The sequence below is a fragment of the Acinetobacter sp. DMC2 genome (genome assembly GCF_056314305.1).
Map to the genome: position 1 here is coordinate 253,722 of NZ_JBQUYP010000001.1, position 21,393 is coordinate 275,114.

Consider the following 21,393-nt stretch of genomic DNA (forward strand, 5'->3'; position numbering starts at 1 on the left):
ATTAGTCACTTTTTATTTCAACTTTCAATTCTTTCATTTTTTTATTTAAATCAGAATCGTAAATCACACACATGCTGGCAATAAATATAAATTTCCAGTTTATATGACCATATTTTTGATATTCGATGTATAAAATTAAAAGACACAATACAAATGCAAAAATTAGAAAGGCTTTAACAATTCTAATTTCTCGTAACTTACTCTTTGCATTTGTTGGCATTAAATCAATCATTTTCAATAAATTACTAAACTTTTATATAAACATTATATTTCTTTATCAAATTACATAGGAAATGTTTTTGAATAAAATAGCGTATGATGGCAAAGATTAAATTCTCTCAATTGCCATAAGATTGATATGGAGCACACCTATGGACCTATTGAATTCTGTTAAAAGTCGCTATACAACAAAAGCGTATGATTCTGACAAGAAAATTCCTCAAGAAAAAATTAATAAATTATTAGAAATTTTACGTTTTACCCCTTCTTCAGTAAATATTCAGCCTTGGCATTTCGTAGTTGCAGATAATCAGGCAGCTAAAGAACGAATTGCAAAAGCCTTAACAGGTAAATATGCCTACAACGCTCCAAAAGTACTCGAATCATCACACACACTTATATTTTGTACAAGAACAGATATTTCAGCTGAATACTTAAATCAATTGCTTGAGCAAGATGATTTGAGTGGTCGTTTTAAAGATGAAAAAGCAAAGCTCGGTCAAAAAGATACTCGCCATGGCTATGTTGAATTCTATCGAAATGAGCAGAAAAATTTATTTGGGTGGATGGAAAATCAAACATTTATTGCTTTAGGGCAACTACTTTTTGCTGCGGGTTTAGAAGGAATTGATGCAACGCCAATGGGCGGCTTTGATGAAGATATTTTAAATACTGAGCTTGGGTTAACTGAAAAAGGCCTGCGTAGTTCAGTCATTGTTTCTCTAGGTTATCGCAGTGAAAACGATTTCAATGCCAAATTACCTAAATCACGCCTACCAGATGAAGTTATTTTTACCTATTTATAAAATGAAAATGGTTCAAGAGATTCAACTCTCTTGAACTATAAACTCATTGCCCGAGCTAAACAAAGTACGCCACTGATCCCCAATAAAATACTCAAAGTGGTAGACCATTTTAATTTTTCTTTATATAAAAGAACGCCACTTGCAATTCCTAATAACACAACGAGAATATTCATACTTGCAAAAACAATTGCAGGTGAATTCTTTAAAAGGATATGAGCCTTCACATATAAAGCAATATTTGAAAAATTAAGCACACCTAATACTAATCCAGCGATAGCACTTTTAAGCTGCCATTTTTGGGTTTTCTGCACCAATAAATATGAAATTGATAATATAAAAGATGTAATAAAAATAAGATTCAACGTGAGGGTAAATTGAAGACCTAAACTACTCGTATATTTTAAGAGAATGTCTACCGCGGCATATCCACACCAAACACTTAATAGAGCAACAACTGCTTTTCGAGATTGATGATTCGAAGAAGTATTCATTTGTCCAAATAAGACGAGTAAGACTGCAAAAACTCCTAGACCTATTCCCCACAGCTTTAATGCATTAAATTGCTCATTAAAAATGAAATAAGCTGCGAGTAAAGAAAGTACCACGGAAAGTCGTTGTGCAACCTCAGTTTTAACAATTCCTGCATATTCTAATGATTTAGCTAAACATAGAAAAATACTGGGCAAAATCATTCCTAATGCAACAATTAACCACCAAGGTGTCTTTTGAATTGAAATATGTTGAATATCTGGCTGAAACCACCAAAAGCAAAGAAGACTTGCACTCGCATAATTCCATGCAATCATTTGTAGCGGCTGGTAACCTTTTTTCTTTAAATTTTTTAATAGGATGGACACCAAAACACTACTTAAAGCAGCAGCTAATATTAATAGCATCGATTAAAACTCTATTTATTTAGATATATCAGCCATAATGATCAAATTACGACTGATGTTGAATTAAATATTTTAAATTAATTTATAAATAAACATAAAAAAAGCCAGTCATTATCTGACTGGCTTCTTTTTAGATTTCAATTAACGATTATTTTCGTCTTCTTGACCATCTTCAAATTTAGTATCGTTGTCAAAACCACCTTGATGACCACCGAAACCGCCTTGACCACCGAAACCGCCTTGACCACCGAAGCCACCTTGACCACCGAAGCCGCCGCCTTGACCACCGAAGCCGCCTTGACCGCCGAAGCCGCCTTGACTACCACCAAAGCCACCGCCTTGACCGCCACCAAAGCCACCGCCTTGACCGCCACCGAAACCACCAGTAGGTTGACCACCGAAGCCGCCTTGTGTACCACCTTGTGCTGGGAAGCCTGTACCTTGCGCGCCTGCTGGGCGTGGGTTACGAGCTGGAACAACAGTTGAAATAGCGTGTTTGTAAACCATTTGACTTACTGTATTTTTTAATAAAACAACATATTGGTCAAAAGATTCAATATGACCCTGTAATTTAATACCGTTCACAAGGAAAATAGAAACAGGGATACGTTCTTTACGGAGAGAATTTAAGAACGGATCTTGTAAAGTTTGACCTTTAGACATTTTTAACTCCAAAAAAAAATTTTTAAATCAGCGCAAAAAAACTATCTTTATTTTTCAACTAAAAATTATAAAAAGACAGTGTGCAAATTTTGCTTTATCCATAAGAGTTTCGCAAGTCTTCTTTCGCCTGCTTTATCGTCAAGTAAGTTTTAAAATCGTGTATTTCTTGCAAAGAACGTAACCACGTATATTGACGTTTGGCAAGTTGTCGTGTTGCAAATAAAGCTTTATCCTCCATTTCACGTTTACTTTTGAGACTTAAGTCACTTTTTAATAGAAATTCTAGTGCTTGTCGATAACCCACTGAACGCATTGAGGGTAAATTTTCATCTAAATCGTATTTTTCAATTAGAGCTTCAACTTCACTCAAAAAACCGATATCCCACATTTTGCTTAATCTTTGCTCAATGCGTTGATGTAATTCTACCCGATCTGGAAGTAAAGCATAATTATGAAATATGTATCGATATGGTACGTTTTTTGGTTGTTCTGCCTGCAATTTAGTAATTGGTTCACCCGTAATCTTATAAACTTCTAATGCTCGAATAATCCTTTGCTTATCAGTCACATTAAATTTTATAGCTGCAGCAGGATCTACAGAAACCAACTCATCATAAACGGCTTGCCAGCCTTCATTTAAACCTTTTTCTTCAATTGCTGCGCGAACTTGAGCATCAGCACTCGGCAAATTACCAGACAACCCTTCTAATAATGCCTTAAAGTACAACATGGTGCCTCCTACCAGAATAGGAGTCTTACCGCGTGAATGCATATCATCAATTAACTTACATGCATCTTCAACAAACTGAGCAGCTGAATAAACTTCAAGAGGCGTAATAATATCAATCAGATGATGAGGATAGAGCGCTTGCTCTTCACGCGTTGGTTTAGCCGTGCCGATATCCATATCTTTATAAACGAGTGCAGAATCAACAGAAATTAGCTCAAAATTTCCACGCTCGTATAATTCACATGCCAAAGCGGTTTTTCCGCTTGCAGTTGGTCCCATTAAATTGATGACGGGCAATTGATTTGACATGTAAAACTACTCTCCTCGAGCAAATAATTTATCTAATTGAGATAATGGAAATGCACGCCAAGTCGGCCGCCCATGGTTACATTGGCTCGCAAATTCAGTTTGTTCCATTTGGCGCAGCAAAGCATTCATCTCAGAAAGGCTGAGTTGTCTGTGCGCTCTCACTGCCCCATGACACGCCATACCTGCTAACAGTTCATCACGCTTTTGTAATAACCCTTGTGCTTCATCATTTGGATCTAAATCATTTAGAAGTTCTGGAATAAGATTTTCAAAATCCGCTTTTTGCAAGATAGCTGGCACACCACGCACAATCACTTGCTCGTCGCCATACAAATCAATTTCCAACCCTAAACGCTCAAGCTGAGGTTTTAAATCTTCGACCCGCACAGCTTGCATACGACTAATTGAGATCACTTTAGGTATAAGCAACTGTTGAGACGTCCAAAACTCAGGTTTATCCCAAGCATTTTTCATTTGCTGCAGCAAAATACGTTCATGTGCTGCATGCATATCAACAATAATCAACCCTTCCGTATTTTGCGCCAGAATATAAATTCCATGAAGCTGAGCAATGGCAATACCTAATGGAAATTCATCGACTTTAGCAACAGGCTCAATATTTTCATCAACTGAAAAATTGGCAGCAGGTTGATCATGTAATGGAGCCAAGTAAGTCTTTAAGGCATTATTTAACTGCGCAGAACCATTATATTTTGGGGTTTGTTCTGCATAGTGAACAGCTTGTGGACGACTGTCGTTAAAATCAGTTAAAAGTTCAGTAGACGGCTGATAACTACTCGGCTTGTCTAGTGTTGTATCAACAGCTTGCTCTGTACGATGCAATGTGAATTGTTCTTGATATTTAGGCTGAGGTTGTACCCATGAGGCCTGAGTATCGTCCACCTTCATAGCTTGGGCTAAATCAGCACTCGCTGTCTGAAATTGTGCTAGGGTTTCTTTAGCGTAATGTCTTACAAACTCATGTACTTCGCGTTGATTTAGAAAACGAATCTCATGTTTGGTTGGATGAACGTTAACATCAATATTTTCAGGATCAACTTCTAAGAAAAGTAAATAAGATGAATGCTGATGACCATGTAAAATACCGTCATAAGCCATTCGTAAAGCATGTGAAATGGTTTTATCTTTCACAATTCGGCCATTTACATAGACATATTGTAAGTCTGCTTGAGCACGTGCATCTGAAGGATGTCCTAACCAACCCGACAAACGCATGTTGATACTGTCAGCATCCATCCAATATGCATTTTGAACAAACTGTTGACCCAATAATTGCTGTACACGCTGAAATCTTAATTCACCGCTATCGGCTATTGGTAAATTAATCCGAATATTATCGTTATGCTCGAGTACAAAACGTATATCAAAATGTGTTAAAGCCAGACGACGTACAATTTCTTCAATATGACCAAATTCAGTTGTGGGCTTTTTTAAAAATTTACGGCGGGCAGGAACGTTAAAAAATAAATCCTGAACTCGAATATGAGTGCCCTTTTGTGCAGCCACAGCTTGTACTTGTTGGTGGTCAAAGGCTGTACCATTCACTTCAACCTGATGACCAATTCCGCTTTCATCTTGGCTACTGGTTAAAGTTAATCGTGAAACCGCAGCAATAGAAGCAAGCGCTTCACCACGGAAACCTAAACTGACGATTGCGTGTAAATCTTCTGCTGTTTTAATTTTACTTGTTGCATGACGCATTACTGCCAATGGTAAATCATCAGAATGTATTCCATGCCCATTGTCAATGATCTCGATTAGTGTTGATCCGCCTTGTGCAATCCGTACAATCAGTTCAGTTGCACCCGCATCAATTGAGTTTTCTAATAATTCTTTTACAACCGATGAAGGACGCTCAATTACCTCACCGGCAGCAATCTGGTTGGCTAACGCGGCGTCTAATGTATGAATACGACGTTGTGCTAGCTTTTCATCAGTCATGAAGCTGTTCCTGCAAAGTCTGATACAAATGTTCTGTAGGTAAAGTTAGGGTTACTAAACGGCTCAACTCATCATCTGACTTTTGAATATCAATAATGATATCGGCCTCTGGAATTTCATCGCCACCTCTTGATGGCCATTCAAATAAAAATAATGCGTCTGTGATATCTAAATAATCACGGATTCCCATTAATTCAAGTTCGTACGGATCATTCAAACGATATAAGTCAAAATGAAAAATTTCTTTATTATTAATTTTATAGGGTTCAACGAGTGTATAAGTTGGACTTTTAACAGAGCCCTTGTGGCCCAATGCCTGTAAGAAATAGCGCGTAAGTGTGGTTTTACCCGCACCTAGATCCCCAATTAAATAAATTACACCCGACTGAACATGCTGCGCCAAAGCTTGAGCTAAACGCTCAGTATCTTCTTCATGATTTAAGACCAATTTCAATGAATACGACATAGCACACATAACATGATTCGAAATAATCGATATGATAACATTGCCCTGCCTTAAAAGCCTACTTAAGCCCTAGAAGTTGGCTTTTTTTATATCAATTTTCTTACATATTTACACTTTTTTATGTCTAGTCCGAATGATTTTTTGCCACCTATGATTGATGGTGTAAGCGCAAGCCAAGTCTATCTTCCTGCACACACAAATACTCAAACTATTTATGAGTATCTATGCCAACATTTCCAACATATTAAAGTGCAAGAGTGGCAACAACGATTTCAAGATGGACTTATTTATGGGGCAAATGGACAAAAACTAACATTAGACAGTCCATATCAAAGCAACACGCATATTTTTTATTATCGCTTTCTTGCATATGAACCACATGTTCCATTTGAACATCGGATTTTATTTGAGAATGATGATTTAGTGGTGGTCGATAAACCCCATTTTTTAACGATTAGCCCGACTGGACAATATGTTCAAGAAACGCTTTTAGTTCGTCTAAAAAAACAAACAGGCAATGAATTTTTAACCCCTATTCATCGTCTAGACCGTGAAACTGCTGGTGTTGTTTTATTTTGCAAACGGGTTGAGTCGCGTGGTATTTACCAACAATTATTTGCAGAGCGCCAAGTCAATAAAATTTATCACGCTGTTGCACCTTATAGAAAAGATTTAAATTTTCCTCAGACATTACATTTGCATTTAGATAAAGGTCATCCTTTTTATACTATGCAGGTTATAGAAAATGCAAAAACAAATACCGAGACTTATATTGAGCTTATCGAGCATAACCAGATTTGGGCAAAATATCGCTTAACACCGACAACAGGCAAACAGCACCAACTCCGGGTGCATCTTAATTACTTAGAAATTCCGATTAAAAATGATCCATTTTATCCAATAGTTCAACACAAGGCAGAAGATGATTTCTCGGAACCATTACAGCTCCTAGCTAAGCACATTTCATTTATAGATCCCCTCACAAAAGAGGGAATGTCTTTTAATTCTAAGTTTGAATTGACATTGTAATGTAACCGTAATGACAAAAAGATTATTTTTTATGCCAAAAAGCATTGAAATTACATTGCGATGGTTTAAAATAAATTCCTAAAAATTAAAAATCATTTGGTTTTGTTATTCATGCGAAAAACAGAAGTTTATCAGGTTCGACTTGACTCCCAAGAAAAAAAGCAGGCTTTTGCTGTTTTTAAACAACTGGGAATTACCCCTGCCCAAGCAGTACGACTTTTTTTTAAACAGGTCGTATTAACTAAATCTATTCCTTTTGCTATCGAAAATCAGAATATTAATATGGAACAATTATTAAAGCTGAGAAAAGCAAAAGCATCTTCGTTAAACCAAAATCCATCAACTTTAGCTGAAGATGATGACCATGAAGATTTATTTGAAGAACTTAATGCACTTCTTGGTGAAAGCGACAAAACTTAACACTGTTGCATTTATAAACAAGTTTTAACGTCAAAAAGCTGTTTTTTTCGTTATGCTCTCTTTGTAAAAACATAATGATAAGTTACAAGGAGTGCCAAATGATCGTTAGACGAGCGACTTTTGAAGATTTAGAGCAACTCGCCGTTTTATTTGATGAATATCGCCAATTTTATGGGGCCTCTTCTAATTTTAATGAATCACTTCACTTCCTTAAACAACGTTTTGAAAATAGAGAAAGTGTGTTCTTCATTCATATTAAAGACGATAAAATCACGGGTTTTATTTTACTCTATTTAGGTTTTTCTTCAGTTGCTTGTTCAACTTATTATATTTTAGATGATGTATATGTTACGCCCGTTTTTCGTCGTCAAGGTTCCGCTAAACAGCTAATCGATACAGCAATCTTATTTGCAAAACAAGAAAATGCTTTGCGGATTAGTTTGGAAACTCAAAGTAACAACCATGAATCTCATCGTTTATATGAACAAATGGGATTCATTCGAGATAGTGAGTTCCAAACCTTCCATTGTTTTCTTAAATGATATTTTGAGCGAGCTGTTTTTGTTGTTCAGATAAATAAACCCACTCACCATCTTCAAGTTCAGGTAAAACCAATTGCCCTACTTGATGGCGATGTAATGCTTCTACCTTATTTCCTACAGCCGCAATCATTCTTTTTACTTGATGATAAACACCTTGATGAATCGTCATAGTTAATTGATGCGTTTCTAATATCTCCACATCTGTTGCAGCAAAAACACCCTTTTCTTGATGCAAACTCACACCTTGGCTCAACATCTCAATTTGCTCAGGTGTAACCGGATCTATAGTCGTAACATGATAAACCTTTGGCACATGTTTACGAGGATGAGTTAAAGCTTGAAGGTATTTACCGTCATCAGTAAGTAAAAGTAAGCCTGTTGTATCTTGATCTAAACGACCAATGGCTTGCACACCCCGTTGAATCAATATTTCCGGTAAAAGACTAAATACGCTTTGATGATGATGAGGCTGATGTGAACACTCAAAACCTTTTGGCTTTTTTAGAGCAAGGTAAACTTTTTCTCGATATTGATAAGTTTCCCCAAAAAGAGAAAACTCTAAATTTTCTGGAGAGAATTGCTTTTTGAGATCATCTGCAACCTCTCCATCAATACTTACAGATCCGTTTTTTATTAACTGCTGACAATATTTACGTGAACCAAACCCTTGTGATTGTAAAATTTTTTCCAGCAGCATGAAGTTTTCTCTTTAGAACTAAGCTGTTATTTTAACGTAGTTTCCACTTTTTTACTAAACGCTACGAGCAGCTCTTTACACTTACTTCATTCAACTCACACTTTATTCTTCGACTACTCGATAAATATTTTCGTTCTGTTCACTTTCAAATAATAATTCAGTAGTAGGCAAAATAATTTCATTATCAACAATAATATGTTCAATACGTTGGCTTAGCTTTAACGATTCATTCTCATGTTCAACTAAATTTTTCTTTAGTTGCGCTTTTGCATCATGAATCTGGTCAAACTGATCTTTGATTTTGATATCTATAATGTCCATAAATCTGCCCTGTACTCATGAGTAATGACTATTTTTATATCACAATTTTTAAAAGTTAAAATTTTTAACTTGTTAATTTATATAACATTGTTTCCAAGCGTAACCAGAAATTAAAACTCTTTAGGATTGAGAGATATACAATCATTTATTCTTAAAAATAAGATTTAAAATCGGCTATATCTTTTAAAGCGTTCACATTACGTGTCTTAAATATTATACAATTCCATTTATTTACTTCCTCCGCACTCCCCATGCTTGCCCAATTTGATGTTAATTTAGTTGTTCTACTCGTTCTGTTGATCTGCGGCTTATTAAGTCAAAATGCAGCTGTAACGATTGCAGCTGGTGTGCTCATTGTCGTTAAAATTACGCCATTAAATGAGTTTTTCCCCTATATTCAAGCTCACGGTCTTAATTTAGGAATTCTTATTTTAACGATTGGTGTACTTACTCCAATTGCCAGTGGGAAGCTCAGTGGGGAGAGTATTTTAAAGTCATTTGTTAGTTTTAAATCACTTTTGGCTATTGCAATTGGCTTATTAGTCGCTTGGTTGGGTGGTCGTGGAGTAAAACTAATGTCAAGCCAACCTGACGTGGTTGCAGGCTTACTGATTGGTACAGTTGCTGGTGTTGCTTTACTCCGTGGTGTACCAGTCGGCCCCCTGATTGCAGCAGGCTTACTCTCTTTATTTATTGGTAAATAATAAGAAGTCGATATAAAAAAGGTGCAATTAAGCACCTTTCTTATACTTAGGCTAAATTTTTATTTTTAGCCAGAATAATAAGCGTTTCGTTTTAAAGAGAACTTTTCTAACTGCTTTAAAAATCCTTCAAAATAACTTTTCTCTTTTTCTTCAGTTCGATAACCCGCATATAAAGTACGTCTTAAACCTGTAGGAGAAACACAATCTAAACGGCGGCTTGTGACCCAGCCCTTTTGTTCATATTCATTTACCACCCAATCAGGTAAAGCAGCAATACCTCGTCCACTTGCAACAAGTTGAATAAGCATTTGGGTTAAATCTGTTGTTCGTATTTGCTTAGGCTGAATATTCGCAGGAATGAAAAGTTTAGACATGATATCTAAACGGTGCTTATCAACTGGATAAGTAATTAAAACCTCTTCGGCCAACTCTTGAACTGTAATATTCTCAGCCCGCACCAAAGAATGAGTATTTGATAAGACTAACCGTGATTCGTATTCAAAAATCGGAAAATACTCAATTCCTTTTAATGCAATTGGGTCTGCTGTAATCAGCAAATCAAATTCAGCATTTTGTAAGAGTTCATGCGGATTGGCTTCAAAACCTGAAGCGAAGTCTAAATCTACATCTGGGTATTGCTGGCGATACTGATTTAATAAAGGCATTAACCAGTCAAAACAACTATGGCATTCCGATGAAAAAATAATTCTGCCGGTCTGTCCATGCACAATACGCGTGATATCACTGTGGGTAATCTGAATTTGTGGCAAAACATCATCAGCTAACTTTAATAAGCGCTGTCCAACATTAGAAAAACTAACAGGTCTACTTCGACGATTAACAACCTCTACCCCATACCAATGATCTAATTCTTTTAATTGATGGGAAATGGCAGATGGCGTTAAACAAAGGTCATTTGCTGCCGAAACTAATGAACCATGCTCGCGTAAAGCAACTAAAGTTTTAAGGTGACGAATTTCTAACATGGGCACAAGCCTACAAAAAGAGATTTATCTATAAATGCAAAAAGCTCATGTTTGCTTTTCCATAAAACTTTCGATAAATCTGCATTAATGAATTTTATTCACTTTAACACAAAATTAGTTAGTTTGTCTCAACATGAATTTTATTTCACTATTTTTGCTTGGGATGAATTTAGGTATCTTTAAAAATGAAGGGAAATTAAAACGATCTCATAAAGTTTTTAAAGTGATTAAAAAAGTATGAAAAACAAAAATAGACCTCATAAAGGTCTATTTTTTAAAACATTAAAAATTACTGTGCTAATACATTTAAGCTAATAATCGTATAGCTCTGATCTTTAGGTTTTAATTTCAAATTTAGAGGGGCTGTTACTTCTACTAGGTACTCTCCAGCTTTTGGAAAGCTAAGCTCGACCTGACCATTCTTTTCTGCCTTAAACTGCTGCACTTGTTTGTCAGTTGCACCCTTTTCTCTTAAATTAACTTCAGCATAAGCTAAAGGCTGGCCCTTTTCAGTTATAGCTAATTTAACTGATTGAGCAGCTTTAATTTGGTTTGGATGTACGGAGAAACTAACTTTAATCGGTGTATTAGGAAGCTGAATATCTGAAACTTTTCCCTTAGAAAGATAACTCTGCAATATCCACTCACGTGTTACTTGCTCTGGTTTAATTGTTTTTGTTTCAAGGTCAGTCGGAATCAAATATTCACGTTCTGCTTTCGGTGGAGCTTTATCAGCTGGCATATCAACAAATAGATGCCATTCTTTTTGGTCATATACATATTTTAAAGGATAACTCGCCTGAGTTTGAACAATATATGTACCTTCTTCAGGTAGCTCTACATCAAACACACTTACAGACTTATGCAAAGCTTCTGAGTTGACAGTTTTAAGCTCATTTTTAGGTGTGATTACGGTAAGTTTCGCGTCCTTTAAAGCATATTCACTATTTAATGCTTCTTCAGCATAACCAGCAATTACGGGCACTTGGGTTTGATCGGTTTTATAAGCTATAGGTGCTACATAAGGTTCGTGAGCGAAGCCTGTTGTACATATCAATGCAAGTGACGTTATTAGAAATCTATTCATTATTACAATATCCTGTTATACACAAAGTTAAATAATTTCAGACAAAGTATAAGCGCATACAGTATACACAAATAAAAATAATTCTTATTATCATTAACCAGTTTAATTTTATACAAAAAAAGACCCGTAGGTCTTTTCTTATTTAATTTGATTTTATTGCTGCTTCACTTTAGGAAATGTCTGTTCGAAATCAATTAGCTTATAGCTTTTCACTAAATCATCTGGTCCGTAAGATACTTCGTATGAGGTTTCTTTACCATTAAAATATGCTTCTGTTGGAGTCCCAAAAACCTCCCAAAGGCCGATTGAAGCCACATCTGCTACACCATGACCAAACGCTCTGCCAACTTTCACCCACTTTGAATACCCTTGCTGAAAAGTATAGATCTCAACACGTGTTCCATCACGGTATTCTGAAAGTACAGGCGCACCAAACTCGGCAATCACATAATTACGAGAGCTGCCTGGATTTAAAACATTTAAATTTTTTTTACTTGGTTGATTACCTGCCATAAATACTGCGCAACCAGGCATAGATAACATAGCCATACCTATAAGGCAGGTAATAAATAATTTTCTCACGTTTTAGCATCTCTATTTTTTGGATATTTATACAACTTGTTGTAATGCCTAAAGTATTACGCGCTAATCATATATAATTTTTAAAAGTTTTTCGATGAATTATTCCATATAAAATTTAAATTTACTTTATTAGAATATGTAATCATTCTCTCAATATTTTAGTTTTTTATTATTCTGTTCACTTTGCCCTTATACTTCTCTTTTTTGTGTCTTCCCTTAACTTATTATGGCGTCCCCGCAATCCCCTCTTTCTACACATCAACATTATTCTCTCTTTTTAGCAATTTTCTCACTCGCTGTGGGTGGTTTTTGTATTGGAACCACTGAATTTGTCGCAATGGGACTCATTCAGGAAATTGCAAATAATTTACATATTACAGTACCTGAAGCTGGCCACTTTATTAGTGCCTATGCATTAGGGGTAGTTATTGGTGCTCCTATTATCGCTATTCTTGGAGCCAAAGTACCTAGAAAAACTTTATTACTTGGCTTAATGCTTTTTTATGGAATTGCTAATGCTTGTACCGCTTTGGCTCATACTCCTGAAACTGTCTTAATCTCACGTTTTATCGCTGGTTTACCACACGGAGCATATTTTGGAGTCGGTGCGTTAGTTGCAGCTGAACTCGCTGGTCCATCAAGAAGAGCTTCTGCCGTTGCCCAAATGATGATGGGTCTTACAGTGGCAACTGTAATTGGTGTTCCTCTCGCAACGTGGTTAGGTCAAAATTTTGGTTGGAGAGCTGGTTTTGAGTTTTCAGCCACCATTGCATTCGTTACTTTAATTGCTGTCGGTTTCTTTGTACCCAATATTCCAGTCCAAGCTACTGCGAGTATAAAAACAGAATTAGCTGGTCTTAAAAATATCAACATGTGGCTAACACTAGCAGTAGGCGCTATCGGTTTTGGAGGCATGTTTTCTGTTTATAGTTATGTTTCACCAATTTTAACTGAATATACAAAAGTTAATATCCAAATTGTCCCTATCGCTTTAGCTATCTGGGGTATCGGTATGGTTATTGGTGGCTTAGCAGCAGGATGGCTTGCAGATAAAAACCTAAACAAAACGATTGTAGGTGTATTAATTAGTTCAGCTATCGCTTTTGTTGTTGCCAGTTTCTTAATGAGTAATATCTATAGTGCTATTGCTTCATTATTTTTGATTGGTCTCACTGTAATGGGATTAGGCGGAGCTTTGCAAACCCGTCTAATGGATGTTGCAGGCGATGCCCAAACATTAGCAGCATCACTCAACCACTCTGCCTTTAATATGGCCAATGCATTAGGTGCATTTTTAGGGGGATGGGTACTCAGCCACCAAATGGGCTGGATCGCACCAATCTGGGTAGGTTTTGTTTTAAGCCTGGGCGGTCTTATCATTTTACTTATTGCATTTGCAGTAGAAAAAGCCAGCAGAAAAGCTTAATTAAAGAAAAGGCTAACTTATTTTTTCTAATCAGTTAGCTTTCCACCACAGTGTGGGCAATAACATTTTTTCTCTCGAGCCGACTCCTCTTCCTCTAATACTTTTTCACGCATAATTTGAATAATTAAATTATGCGCTTGCTCTTTTGGTAATCCTACTTTTTGACGGACCCGCTCTATTTCAATTTCATCATGTAAAATATCAATGCCTTGTGCTTGAAGTAACTCACGAAACTCTTGCTCTAGTCTCTGATTACGTTGATTAAGCTCATTTGCAAGTCCAGACGCCAAAATACCAGCTGGTAAAGCCGCAATACCAACACCCAAAATTGTAATGAGTGCCCCCAGTAACTTTCCTAAACTGGTCACTGGTGTTACATCGCCATAACCCACTGTGGTTAAAGTCACTACAGCCCACCACATAGATTTAGGTATTGAACTAAAAGCTTCTGGTTGAGCCTTGTTTTCAACCACATAAATTCCAGAAGCAGTCATAATAATCATGATAATTAAAATAAAGATAACTGCTTGAAAAGAACCTTTCTCCCGTTTGATCACGCATAACAATATCTGTAGTGAGATAAAATACCGTGTTAATTTTAATAGGCGAAGTAAACGTAAGATTCTTAGCATACGAAGATCAATTCGTACAAAGAAATTGAGATAGGCAGGTAAAATTGCCATCAAATCAATAATTGCTTCCCCACTTTTCATCCAATTCAAGCGGGTTTTCCATGCGGATTGTGTCGTATCTCGATCTGCAATACTCCACAATCTTAATAAATATTCAATACTAAAAATTGCAATTGAAATAACTTCAAAATAGTCGAACCAAACACGATAGCTTGTGTACAAATCATTTACTGTTTCTAATAAAACGGCAGCGACATTACCAACAATTAAAACAACTAAAAAATAATTAATACATCTACTTACCGTAGTTTCATAGTCATGATTATGAAGATTATTATAGAAAAACTTACGCAATCTCTTCAACGCTGAATTTTGCATATTGATCTGACCACTTGATATTGAAGATATAGTAAGCTCTCACTGCCTATTCACCAATACGGTCTTTAATAAATTTTCCTTAACTCGCTTCGGTAATTAAAATTTTATATTTTTCTACTTCAGCTCGCCGCTACACATCGGAATTCATTTTCTTTCCACCACATCACATCATAGATTCCTGGATGTGATTTTAAGATAATATTTATATAATTTTGCAGCACCATAATATGATGGGTAATATCAATTTTTCGAAATAAAAACTTTCTTAAAATAGGTGTATTCGGTGAAATAAAAATTGCGAATCCATTTCTATATTCTTCATAGACACTTATTCCCAGATACATCGTTATTTCAGGCAATGGAATTTCAATTTGCCATCCCCAATTTTCACTATATAGTTCTACATTTAAATGATATCTATTTCTCAATATACTAAAAATATATTGCGCGATGTCTTCAGTTTTTTGAACTAAAATCCCTCCTTCGTTAGAGTGCATTTTTTGTTCACATAGTTGATAATCATCAAATTTAAATTCAACTATTGTCTTTAGCATTCTCAAATTCCCTATATAAAATACCCATATTTTTTTTAATTATTTTTAAGTTCGTTTAATTATTTTAAAACAAAAAACCAGTTAATTACTACTATTATATTCAATTTTATATACATAAAATTTTAAAATGATATATTTAACATTTTTAAATAAACTCATGACTCATTTCACGCTTTCAATAAAATTAATAATTCAGAAAGACCAATTTTTATCCAATATTATATCTAAGTTATTTTATTTAATAATTTTTTACACCTTTTACACATTAATCTAAATATATAATTTATTTTTTGATCATTAACATTTTCTAAAAATTAGTATTAGAATATATTAATTCAATTAGAAGTCTTTATCGCTTTTTTTTAAATTAACCATACTAAGTACTATTTATTAGACTGATATCTATACAGAGAATTTATCAATCTGGCATCAATTTTAGAGTTAAAATTTCAGAAAAACTTAACAAATTAGATTTAAATTAAGAAATATTTAACTTAAAAGAATGACTTTTTCATAGAAATGAAAGTTAGTACTTATTGCTTGTGATTTTTTGAATTCTTGAATCATTTAATCGATAATAGAACTTTAATACTTATGTCTTTAGCGATTTACTCATAAAGAGCTTTAATTTTTAATCATATGAAAACAAGGGGAAATTACATGGGATTTAAAGCCCTCCCTACACTTATTTCTTTATTTATTACATTGTTAATCTGGTTCGTAATTCCTGTACCAAATGGTGTTGATCCTGATGCATGGCATTTGTTAGCGATGTTTGTCGGTGTAATTGCCGCAATCATCGGTAAAGCGATGCCAATTGGTGCCATTGCCGTAATTGCAATAACTTTAGTCGCTATCACTGGGGTGACTAACACAAGCCCAAGCGGTGCAATTCAAGATGCGCTTAGTAGCTTTGCTAACCCACTCATCTGGTTGATTGGTATTTCCATTATGATCTCTAAAGGTTTGCAAAAAACCGGATTGGGTGCACGGTTAGGGTATTTATTTATCGCAGTTTGGGGCAAGAAAACCATTGGGATTGGCTATAATGGTACTTTCAGAACTCATTCTCGCCCCTGTAACGCCAAGTAATACGGCTCGTGGTGGCGGAATAATTCATCCGATTGTACTGGCAATTTCTACTAGTTATGATTCTGATCCTGCTAAAGGTACCGAAGGTCGGATGGGAAAATATCTGTCATTGGTTAATTACCAAGTCAACCCGATTACCTCTGCCATGTTCATTACGGCAACTGCCCCAAACCCATTAGTCGTTGATTTAGTGGCAAAGGCGACCAATAGTGAAATTTCATTGAGTTGGAGTACTTGGGCACTGGCAATGTTACTGCCTGGTTTGATTGCTTTAATTATTATGCCTTTGATTATGTATTTGATGTACCCACCCGAAGTCAAAGAAACATCTAATGCAGCTCAGTTTGCTAAAAGTAAATTAAAAGAAATGGGCCCAGTCAGTAAAAATGAAATCATCATGCTTGGTGTATTCGGTATTTTATTGATGCTATGGGCAGGTATTCCTGCCATGATTTTGGGCTCCGCTTGGGCTGTTGACCCAACAACGACTGCCTTTATTGGTTTAGGATTATTGCTACTTACAGGTGTGCTCACTTGGGATGATATTCTTACGCAAAAGAACGCCTGGGATACGATTACTTGGTTCGCTGCATTGGTGATGATGGCAACTTATTTAAATAAGCTTGGTTTAATCACGTGGTTCTCGAGTGTTTTAGAAACCAGTATTGGTCATTTAGGGTTAAGCTGGATGCCTGCTTGTCTATTATTAATGCTCGCCTATTTGTACGCACATTATATGTTTGCTAGCACCACGGCGCATATTACCGCTATGTTTGCAGCCTTTTATACGGCAGGACTTGCACTTGGTGCACCGCCAATGCTCTTTGCTTTAATGATGGCAGCAGCTTCAAGTATTATGATGACCTTAACCCATTATGCGACTGGCACTTCCCCTGTTGTGTTTGGCTCAGGCTACACCACACTTGGTGAATGGTGGAAAGCTGGTTTTGTCATGAGCGTGGTTAATATCATTATTTTTGTAGTGATTGGCGGACTTTGGTGGAAAGTGTTGGGTTATTGGTAGAATTATTTTAATTTTAAAAAGCCCCGTATGATGGGGCTTTTCATATATTGAATTTAAAAAGTACTAAATTACATCTGCTGAATTAATCGGGCTTGATATCATAAACCCAATTTCGTGCTTGTTGGTCTGTTGTAGTTTCACAGACGTAGTAATCTTGATCCCACGAGTCTGGGTGGAAAATTTCCTTTTTGTAATAGGTTACGTGTTTATTATTTTCGACACAGATAAAACTATCACCTTGATCTTTAACAGCCGAGCCGTTAAGGAATCCACCAATACATAAGAAACGCGATTGTTTAGCCATTTAGTTGAATCAACTTTTTAAGTCACTCATTTTCAATAATTAAATGATGGATTGATTAAATTGTAAAGACAAAATTACTGGACTACACCCATTAAAATTATTAGATATGGATAGTACAGAAATCACTACAATTTTTTGATTTAAAGATTGGTATTAAATTTTAGATTAAATAGAAATTATTTCAAAAAATAAGGGCTGATTAATCAGCCCTTATTTTTAGCTTTTTGCTCAAGCAAATCATAGATTCGCTCTTGCGCTAGGAAAAGCCTTTCGGCTTTTCTTGATCCTAGCTCATTAAGTCAATTGAGCAGCTTGGATTTTCTTAGTATCAACTTGATCAGCTTCTTTAGTATATTCGCTCATCTTGTCGAAGTTTAAGTATTTGTAGATGTCAGCAGAAGCGCTGTCGATTTGCGACGCGTACTGTTGATATTCTTCTGGGCTTGGTAATTTACCAAGAACCGCAGCTACAGATGCAAGCTCAGCAGATGCTAAGTAAACGTTTGCACCTTGACCTAAACGGTTCGGGAAGTTACGAGTAGAAGTCGATACACATGTTGTGTTCGGCGCTACACGTGCTTGGTTACCCATACATAATGAACAGCCTGGCATCTCTGTACGCGCACCAGCACGACCATAGATGTTATATAAGCCTTCTTCCATTAATTGGTGCTCGTCCATACGAGTTGGTGGAGCCAACCATAAACGAGTAGATAACGAACCACCAGGTACTTTATCTAGTAACTGACCAGCTGCACGGAAGTGACCGATGTTCGTCATACAAGAACCGATGAATACTTCATCAATTTTGTCGCCTTGAACATCAGAAAGAAGTTTCGCGTCGTCTGGATCGTTCGGGCAGCAAAGAATTGGTTCTTTGATGTCAGCAAGATCGATTTCGTAAACTTTTAAGTATTCTGCATCAGCATCAGCTTTTAACAAGCTTGGGTTGTCTAACCACTTCTGCATGTTTTCAGCACGGCGCGCCATTGTACGAGCATCGCCATAACCTTCTGCGATCATCCACTTTAACATGGTGATGTTAGAACGTAAGTATTCAGCAACTTTCTCTTCAGAAAGTGTGATTGAACAGCCAGCTGCAGAACGTTCAGCAGAAGCATCAGAAAGTTCAAATGCTTGCTCAACAGTCAAGTCATTTTCCATTTCTGACAAATCGATCTCAAGGATACGACCAGAGAAGATGTTTTTCTTACCTTTCTTCTCTACAGTTAAGTCACCCGCTTGAATTGCGTAGTAAGGAATTGCATGTACAAGGTCACGTAAAGTGATACCAGGTTGCATTTTACCTTTGAACTTAACAAGTACAGACTCTGGCATATCAAGTGGCATAACACCAGTTGCAGCTGCGAACGCAACAAGACCAGAACCCGCTGGGAATGAAATACCGATTGGGAAACGAGTATGTGAGTCACCACCAGTACCTACTGTATCTGGAAGTAACATACGGTTTAACCAAGAGTGGATAATACCGTCACCTGGACGTAAAGATACACCACCACGGTTCATGATGAAGTCAGGTAATGTATGGTGAGTTGTTACGTCAACTGGTTTTGGATACGCAGCAGTGTGACAGAAAGACTGCATCACTAAGTCAGCTGAGAAGCCCAAACACGCTAAGTCTTTTAACTCATCACGAGTCATTGGACCTGTTGTATCTTGAGAACCAACAGTTGTCATTTTAGGTTCACAATAAGTACCCGGACGGATACCTTGACCTTCAGCTAAACCACATGCACGACCAACCATTTTCTGAGCTTGCGTGAAGCCTTTGCCAGTGTCAGCAGGTTGTACAGGTGTACGGAACAATGTAGAAGGTGCAAGACCTAATTCTTCACGTGCTTTAGTTGTCAAACCACGACCAATGATCAAGTTAATACGACCACCAGCACGTACTTCGTCTAAAAGTACTGGAGTTTTAAGTTCTGCTTCTGAAATTTGTACGCCATCTTTAAAAGCAGTAACTTTTGCAGCAGCGTGGTCAATTTTCAATACAACTTCGTCGCCCATGTTCATGTTAGCAACGTCGATTTCTACAGGTAATGCACCTGCGTCTTCCATTGTATTAAAGAAAATTGGAGCGATTTTAGAACCTAAACACACACCACCATCTTTTTTGTTTGGAATGTGTGGAAGTTCGTCACCGAAGAACCAAAGTACAGAGTTAGTTGCAGATTTACGAGAAGAACCTGTACCAACAACGTCACCAACATAAGCAACTTGGTTGCCTTTCGCGATGAGTTCTTTGATTTGGCTTAATGGACCAACTTCACCTGGTTTTTCAGGGTTGATACCATCACGCTCATTTTTCAACATTGCATTTGCATGTAATGGGATATCTGGACGGCTCCAAGCATCTTGAGCTGGAGACAAGTCATCAGTATTTGTTTCACCAGTTACTTTGAACACAGTGATTTTGATTTCTTCTGGAACATCAGGACGGCTAGTGAACCATTCCGCTTCTGCCCAAGATTGTAAAACAGCTTTAGCCGCAGCGTTACCAGCTTTTGCTTTATCTGCTACGTCATGGAATGCATCAAATACAAGAAGTGTTTTCTTTAATGCTTCAGCAGCTAGGTTTGCAAGTTCAGCATCGTCAAGAAGCTCAACAAGTGGTGCTACGTTATAACCACCAAGCATTGTGCCAAGTAAGTAAACTGCACGTTCTTTAGAAACGAGTGGTGAAGTTGCTTCGCCTTTTGCAATCGCTGCCAAGAACGCTGCCTTTACGTAAGCTGCTTGGTCAACACCTGCAGGAACACGGTTTTCAAGCAAATCAACCAAGAACGCTTCTTCGCCTGCTGGTGGATTTTTTAATAGTTCAACAAGCTGAGCTGTTTGAGCATCATCAAGTGGCTTCGGTGGGACTCCGAGTGCGGCACGTTCTTCAACGTGTTGGCGGTAAGCTTCTAGCACGGTGTTCATTCCTCTTTTTTTGAAAAATTACTTGCAAATTCCAGCTTTCTTAAAAAGCTTCACAAGTAATATGGACTACAAAAGTTTACTAGAGTTCAAGGTAAAAGTTAATGAAAACGGGGTGTTTCTCCGTGATGCCCATTATTTTGTATCTAAATACCCATGTATAAATAACGAACAAATTAGCCAAATTTGGATTATTTTTGAGCAAAAACACCCCTTAAGAGAGGAAATTCAATAACCTTACACAATTAGAACGATTTATATTTTGGCATTTTGTCATGAGGCGTTATCAAACATTCATCCATCGCTTGCTTTCTAACTTTTTCTTGGAGTGCTTGAGAATCTTGAGTTAGTTCTTCTTTTGGAATTGCATAGACTTTGTCAATAATATTAAGAATGAACTTTTTGGTAATGTCATCTTCAATTTTATTTGCATGCTCAACAGCCTGAGTTTTTTCAATTGCTTGCTGACGATCAAAAACAATACTTCTAGCCGCATTTCCTACGCTAGTACAAAAGCCATGCCATTGCTCTTCAGGTGTTAATGGCTTCTTTTCTGAACAACCAGCAAAAAATAAACTTACTGCAATCAATAAAATCTTTTTCATCATTTCACTACACTAATTA

General features: G+C 36.6%; 22 protein-coding genes and 1 pseudogene. 7 read left to right on the forward strand and 16 right to left on the reverse strand.

Translation table 11 applies throughout. The features are described from left to right. Position 1 precedes the first annotated feature (1 nt). A complete protein-coding gene (locus ACT53H_RS01240; protein ID WP_476008419.1) occupies positions 2 to 232 on the reverse strand; it encodes a hypothetical protein in 231 nt (76 codons plus the stop codon). Between the two features lie 139 nt (positions 233 to 371). Here ACT53H_RS01240 and nfsB point away from each other — a divergent pair, with 139 nt between their 5' ends. Then, positions 372 to 1,025, forward strand: a complete 654-nt coding sequence (nfsB, locus tag ACT53H_RS01245; RefSeq protein WP_476008420.1) for an oxygen-insensitive NAD(P)H nitroreductase — start codon at positions 372 to 374, stop codon at positions 1,023 to 1,025. Between the two features lie 35 nt (positions 1,026 to 1,060). Here nfsB and ACT53H_RS01250 read toward each other — a convergent pair whose 3' ends face one another. From ACT53H_RS01250 to tsaE, 5 genes are all read right to left on the reverse strand, one after another. Continuing rightward, positions 1,061 to 1,921 carry an EamA family transporter gene (locus ACT53H_RS01250; protein ID WP_476008421.1) on the reverse strand — a complete coding sequence of 287 codons (861 nt, stop codon included), beginning with the start codon at positions 1,919 to 1,921 and terminating at the stop codon, positions 1,061 to 1,063. A 141-nt stretch (positions 1,922 to 2,062) separates the two neighbouring features. Further along, positions 2,063 to 2,584, reverse strand: coding sequence for an RNA chaperone Hfq (hfq, locus tag ACT53H_RS01255; RefSeq protein ID WP_004791573.1), 522 nt, complete (start codon positions 2,582 to 2,584; stop codon positions 2,063 to 2,065). A gap of 94 nt (positions 2,585 to 2,678) precedes the next feature. Beyond that, complete coding sequence (gene miaA, locus ACT53H_RS01260) at positions 2,679 to 3,623, reverse strand: tRNA (adenosine(37)-N6)-dimethylallyltransferase MiaA (protein WP_049836982.1); 945 nt, start codon at positions 3,621 to 3,623, stop codon at positions 2,679 to 2,681. Between the two features lie 6 nt (positions 3,624 to 3,629). Then, positions 3,630 to 5,585: a DNA mismatch repair endonuclease MutL gene (gene mutL, locus ACT53H_RS01265; protein WP_476008422.1), complete on the reverse strand. Its 1,956-nt coding sequence runs from the start codon at positions 5,583 to 5,585 to the stop codon at positions 3,630 to 3,632. Continuing rightward, on the reverse strand, positions 5,578 to 6,051 hold the full coding sequence (gene tsaE, locus ACT53H_RS01270; protein ID WP_476008423.1) for a tRNA (adenosine(37)-N6)-threonylcarbamoyltransferase complex ATPase subunit type 1 TsaE: 474 nt from the start codon (positions 6,049 to 6,051) through the stop codon (positions 5,578 to 5,580). Before tsaE ends, mutL begins: the two co-directional genes overlap by 8 nt. A gap of 120 nt (positions 6,052 to 6,171) precedes the next feature. Here tsaE and ACT53H_RS01275 point away from each other — a divergent pair, with 120 nt between their 5' ends. The 3 genes from ACT53H_RS01275 (at position 6,172) to ACT53H_RS01285 (ending at position 8,042) form a co-directional block, all read left to right on the forward strand. Beyond that, positions 6,172 to 7,080 carry a pseudouridine synthase gene (locus ACT53H_RS01275; RefSeq protein ID WP_476008424.1) on the forward strand — a complete coding sequence of 303 codons (909 nt, stop codon included), beginning with the start codon at positions 6,172 to 6,174 and terminating at the stop codon, positions 7,078 to 7,080. 111 nt (positions 7,081 to 7,191) lie between these two features. Continuing rightward, complete coding sequence (locus ACT53H_RS01280) at positions 7,192 to 7,500, forward strand: type II toxin-antitoxin system RelB/DinJ family antitoxin (protein WP_174745849.1); 309 nt, start codon at positions 7,192 to 7,194, stop codon at positions 7,498 to 7,500. Between the two features lie 98 nt (positions 7,501 to 7,598). Further along, complete coding sequence (locus tag ACT53H_RS01285; RefSeq protein ID WP_002122286.1) at positions 7,599 to 8,042, forward strand: GNAT family N-acetyltransferase; 444 nt, start codon at positions 7,599 to 7,601, stop codon at positions 8,040 to 8,042. Here ACT53H_RS01285 and ACT53H_RS01290 read toward each other — a convergent pair. Together ACT53H_RS01290 and ACT53H_RS01295 are read right to left on the reverse strand one after the other, a co-directional pair. Next, the gene (locus tag ACT53H_RS01290; protein WP_104074332.1) at positions 8,035 to 8,739 is read right to left on the reverse strand and encodes a pseudouridine synthase; all 705 of its coding nucleotides are present in this window, start codon (positions 8,737 to 8,739) and stop codon (positions 8,035 to 8,037) included. The genes ACT53H_RS01285 and ACT53H_RS01290 overlap by 8 nt on opposite strands. 102 nt (positions 8,740 to 8,841) lie before the next feature. Beyond that, positions 8,842 to 9,060, reverse strand: a complete 219-nt coding sequence (locus ACT53H_RS01295; RefSeq protein WP_004791556.1) for a hypothetical protein — start codon at positions 9,058 to 9,060, stop codon at positions 8,842 to 8,844. Between the two features lie 251 nt (positions 9,061 to 9,311). On the opposite strand from ACT53H_RS01295, the gene ACT53H_RS01300 reads away from it, so the two are divergent. Further along, positions 9,312 to 9,764: a DUF441 domain-containing protein gene (locus ACT53H_RS01300; RefSeq protein WP_004791554.1), complete on the forward strand. Its 453-nt coding sequence runs from the start codon at positions 9,312 to 9,314 to the stop codon at positions 9,762 to 9,764. Between the two features lie 65 nt (positions 9,765 to 9,829). Here the strand turns inward: ACT53H_RS01300 and ACT53H_RS01305 are convergent, their stop codons facing one another. The 3 genes from ACT53H_RS01305 to ACT53H_RS01315 all read right to left on the reverse strand — a co-directional run bounded on the left by ACT53H_RS01305 (position 9,830) and on the right by ACT53H_RS01315 (position 12,419). Further along, positions 9,830 to 10,750, reverse strand: coding sequence for a LysR family transcriptional regulator (locus tag ACT53H_RS01305; RefSeq protein ID WP_068929932.1), 921 nt, complete (start codon positions 10,748 to 10,750; stop codon positions 9,830 to 9,832). A gap of 289 nt (positions 10,751 to 11,039) precedes the next feature. Then, positions 11,040 to 11,837: a DUF4198 domain-containing protein gene (locus ACT53H_RS01310; RefSeq protein WP_476008425.1), complete on the reverse strand. Its 798-nt coding sequence runs from the start codon at positions 11,835 to 11,837 to the stop codon at positions 11,040 to 11,042. 153 nt (positions 11,838 to 11,990) lie between these two features. Beyond that, the gene (locus ACT53H_RS01315; RefSeq protein WP_476008426.1) at positions 11,991 to 12,419 is read right to left on the reverse strand and encodes a hypothetical protein; all 429 of its coding nucleotides are present in this window, start codon (positions 12,417 to 12,419) and stop codon (positions 11,991 to 11,993) included. Positions 12,420 to 12,645: 226 nt separating this feature from the next. Here ACT53H_RS01315 and ACT53H_RS01320 point away from each other — a divergent pair, with 226 nt between their 5' ends. Next, positions 12,646 to 13,845, forward strand: a complete 1,200-nt coding sequence (locus ACT53H_RS01320; protein WP_476008427.1) for an MFS transporter — start codon at positions 12,646 to 12,648, stop codon at positions 13,843 to 13,845. A 26-nt stretch (positions 13,846 to 13,871) separates the two neighbouring features. On the opposite strand, the gene ACT53H_RS01325 is transcribed toward ACT53H_RS01320, so the two are convergent. After that, positions 13,872 to 14,855 (reverse strand): ion transporter, encoded by a 984-nt coding sequence (locus ACT53H_RS01325; RefSeq protein ID WP_476008428.1) that lies wholly within the window; start codon positions 14,853 to 14,855, stop codon positions 13,872 to 13,874. A gap of 119 nt (positions 14,856 to 14,974) precedes the next feature. Next, on the reverse strand, positions 14,975 to 15,409 hold the full coding sequence (locus tag ACT53H_RS01330) for a hypothetical protein (protein ID WP_353156193.1): 435 nt from the start codon (positions 15,407 to 15,409) through the stop codon (positions 14,975 to 14,977). 660 nt (positions 15,410 to 16,069) lie between these two features. On the opposite strand from ACT53H_RS01330, the pseudogene ACT53H_RS01335 reads away from it, so the two are divergent. After that, a pseudogene (locus tag ACT53H_RS01335) lies at positions 16,070 to 17,525 on the forward strand (DASS family sodium-coupled anion symporter). Between the two features lie 82 nt (positions 17,526 to 17,607). Here ACT53H_RS01335 and ACT53H_RS01340 read toward each other — a convergent pair. The 3 genes from ACT53H_RS01340 to ACT53H_RS01350 all read right to left on the reverse strand — a co-directional run bounded on the left by ACT53H_RS01340 (position 17,608) and on the right by ACT53H_RS01350 (position 21,377). After that, positions 17,608 to 17,829, reverse strand: a complete 222-nt coding sequence (locus ACT53H_RS01340) for a hypothetical protein (protein ID WP_144731437.1) — start codon at positions 17,827 to 17,829, stop codon at positions 17,608 to 17,610. A 294-nt stretch (positions 17,830 to 18,123) separates the two neighbouring features. Beyond that, positions 18,124 to 20,763 (reverse strand): bifunctional aconitate hydratase 2/2-methylisocitrate dehydratase, encoded by a 2,640-nt coding sequence (locus ACT53H_RS01345; RefSeq protein ID WP_004791533.1) that lies wholly within the window; start codon positions 20,761 to 20,763, stop codon positions 18,124 to 18,126. 251 nt (positions 20,764 to 21,014) lie between these two features. Beyond that, positions 21,015 to 21,377 carry a hypothetical protein gene (locus ACT53H_RS01350; protein WP_174739194.1) on the reverse strand — a complete coding sequence of 121 codons (363 nt, stop codon included), beginning with the start codon at positions 21,375 to 21,377 and terminating at the stop codon, positions 21,015 to 21,017. Positions 21,378 to 21,393 lie beyond the last annotated feature (16 nt).

Coding starts and splice junctions, on each gene's coding strand:
- ACT53H_RS01305 (WP_068929932.1), bottom strand. CDS start 10,750: ATGTTAGAAATTCGTCACCTTAAAACTTTAGTTGCTTTACGCGAGCAT.
- miaA (WP_049836982.1), bottom strand. CDS start 3,623: ATGTCAAATCAATTGCCCGTCATCAATTTAATGGGACCAACTGCAAGC.
- ACT53H_RS01340 (WP_144731437.1), bottom strand. CDS start 17,829: ATGGCTAAACAATCGCGTTTCTTATGTATTGGTGGATTCCTTAACGGC.
- ACT53H_RS01290 (WP_104074332.1), bottom strand. CDS start 8,739: ATGCTGCTGGAAAAAATTTTACAATCACAAGGGTTTGGTTCACGTAAA.
- ACT53H_RS01295 (WP_004791556.1), bottom strand. CDS start 9,060: ATGGACATTATAGATATCAAAATCAAAGATCAGTTTGACCAGATTCAT.
- mutL (WP_476008422.1), bottom strand. CDS start 5,585: ATGACTGATGAAAAGCTAGCACAACGTCGTATTCATACATTAGACGCC.
- tsaE (WP_476008423.1), bottom strand. CDS start 6,051: ATGTCGTATTCATTGAAATTGGTCTTAAATCATGAAGAAGATACTGAG.
- ACT53H_RS01250 (WP_476008421.1), bottom strand. CDS start 1,921: ATGCTATTAATATTAGCTGCTGCTTTAAGTAGTGTTTTGGTGTCCATC.
- ACT53H_RS01330 (WP_353156193.1), bottom strand. CDS start 15,409: ATGCTAAAGACAATAGTTGAATTTAAATTTGATGATTATCAACTATGT.
- ACT53H_RS01325 (WP_476008428.1), bottom strand. CDS start 14,855: ATGCAAAATTCAGCGTTGAAGAGATTGCGTAAGTTTTTCTATAATAAT.
- ACT53H_RS01350 (WP_174739194.1), bottom strand. CDS start 21,377: ATGATGAAAAAGATTTTATTGATTGCAGTAAGTTTATTTTTTGCTGGT.
- hfq (WP_004791573.1), bottom strand. CDS start 2,584: ATGTCTAAAGGTCAAACTTTACAAGATCCGTTCTTAAATTCTCTCCGT.
- nfsB (WP_476008420.1), top strand. CDS start 372: ATGGACCTATTGAATTCTGTTAAAAGTCGCTATACAACAAAAGCGTAT.
- ACT53H_RS01285 (WP_002122286.1), top strand. CDS start 7,599: ATGATCGTTAGACGAGCGACTTTTGAAGATTTAGAGCAACTCGCCGTT.
- ACT53H_RS01310 (WP_476008425.1), bottom strand. CDS start 11,837: ATGAATAGATTTCTAATAACGTCACTTGCATTGATATGTACAACAGGC.
- ACT53H_RS01300 (WP_004791554.1), top strand. CDS start 9,312: ATGCTTGCCCAATTTGATGTTAATTTAGTTGTTCTACTCGTTCTGTTG.
- ACT53H_RS01320 (WP_476008427.1), top strand. CDS start 12,646: ATGGCGTCCCCGCAATCCCCTCTTTCTACACATCAACATTATTCTCTC.
- ACT53H_RS01275 (WP_476008424.1), top strand. CDS start 6,172: ATGTCTAGTCCGAATGATTTTTTGCCACCTATGATTGATGGTGTAAGC.
- ACT53H_RS01280 (WP_174745849.1), top strand. CDS start 7,192: ATGCGAAAAACAGAAGTTTATCAGGTTCGACTTGACTCCCAAGAAAAA.
- ACT53H_RS01240 (WP_476008419.1), bottom strand. CDS start 232: ATGATTGATTTAATGCCAACAAATGCAAAGAGTAAGTTACGAGAAATT.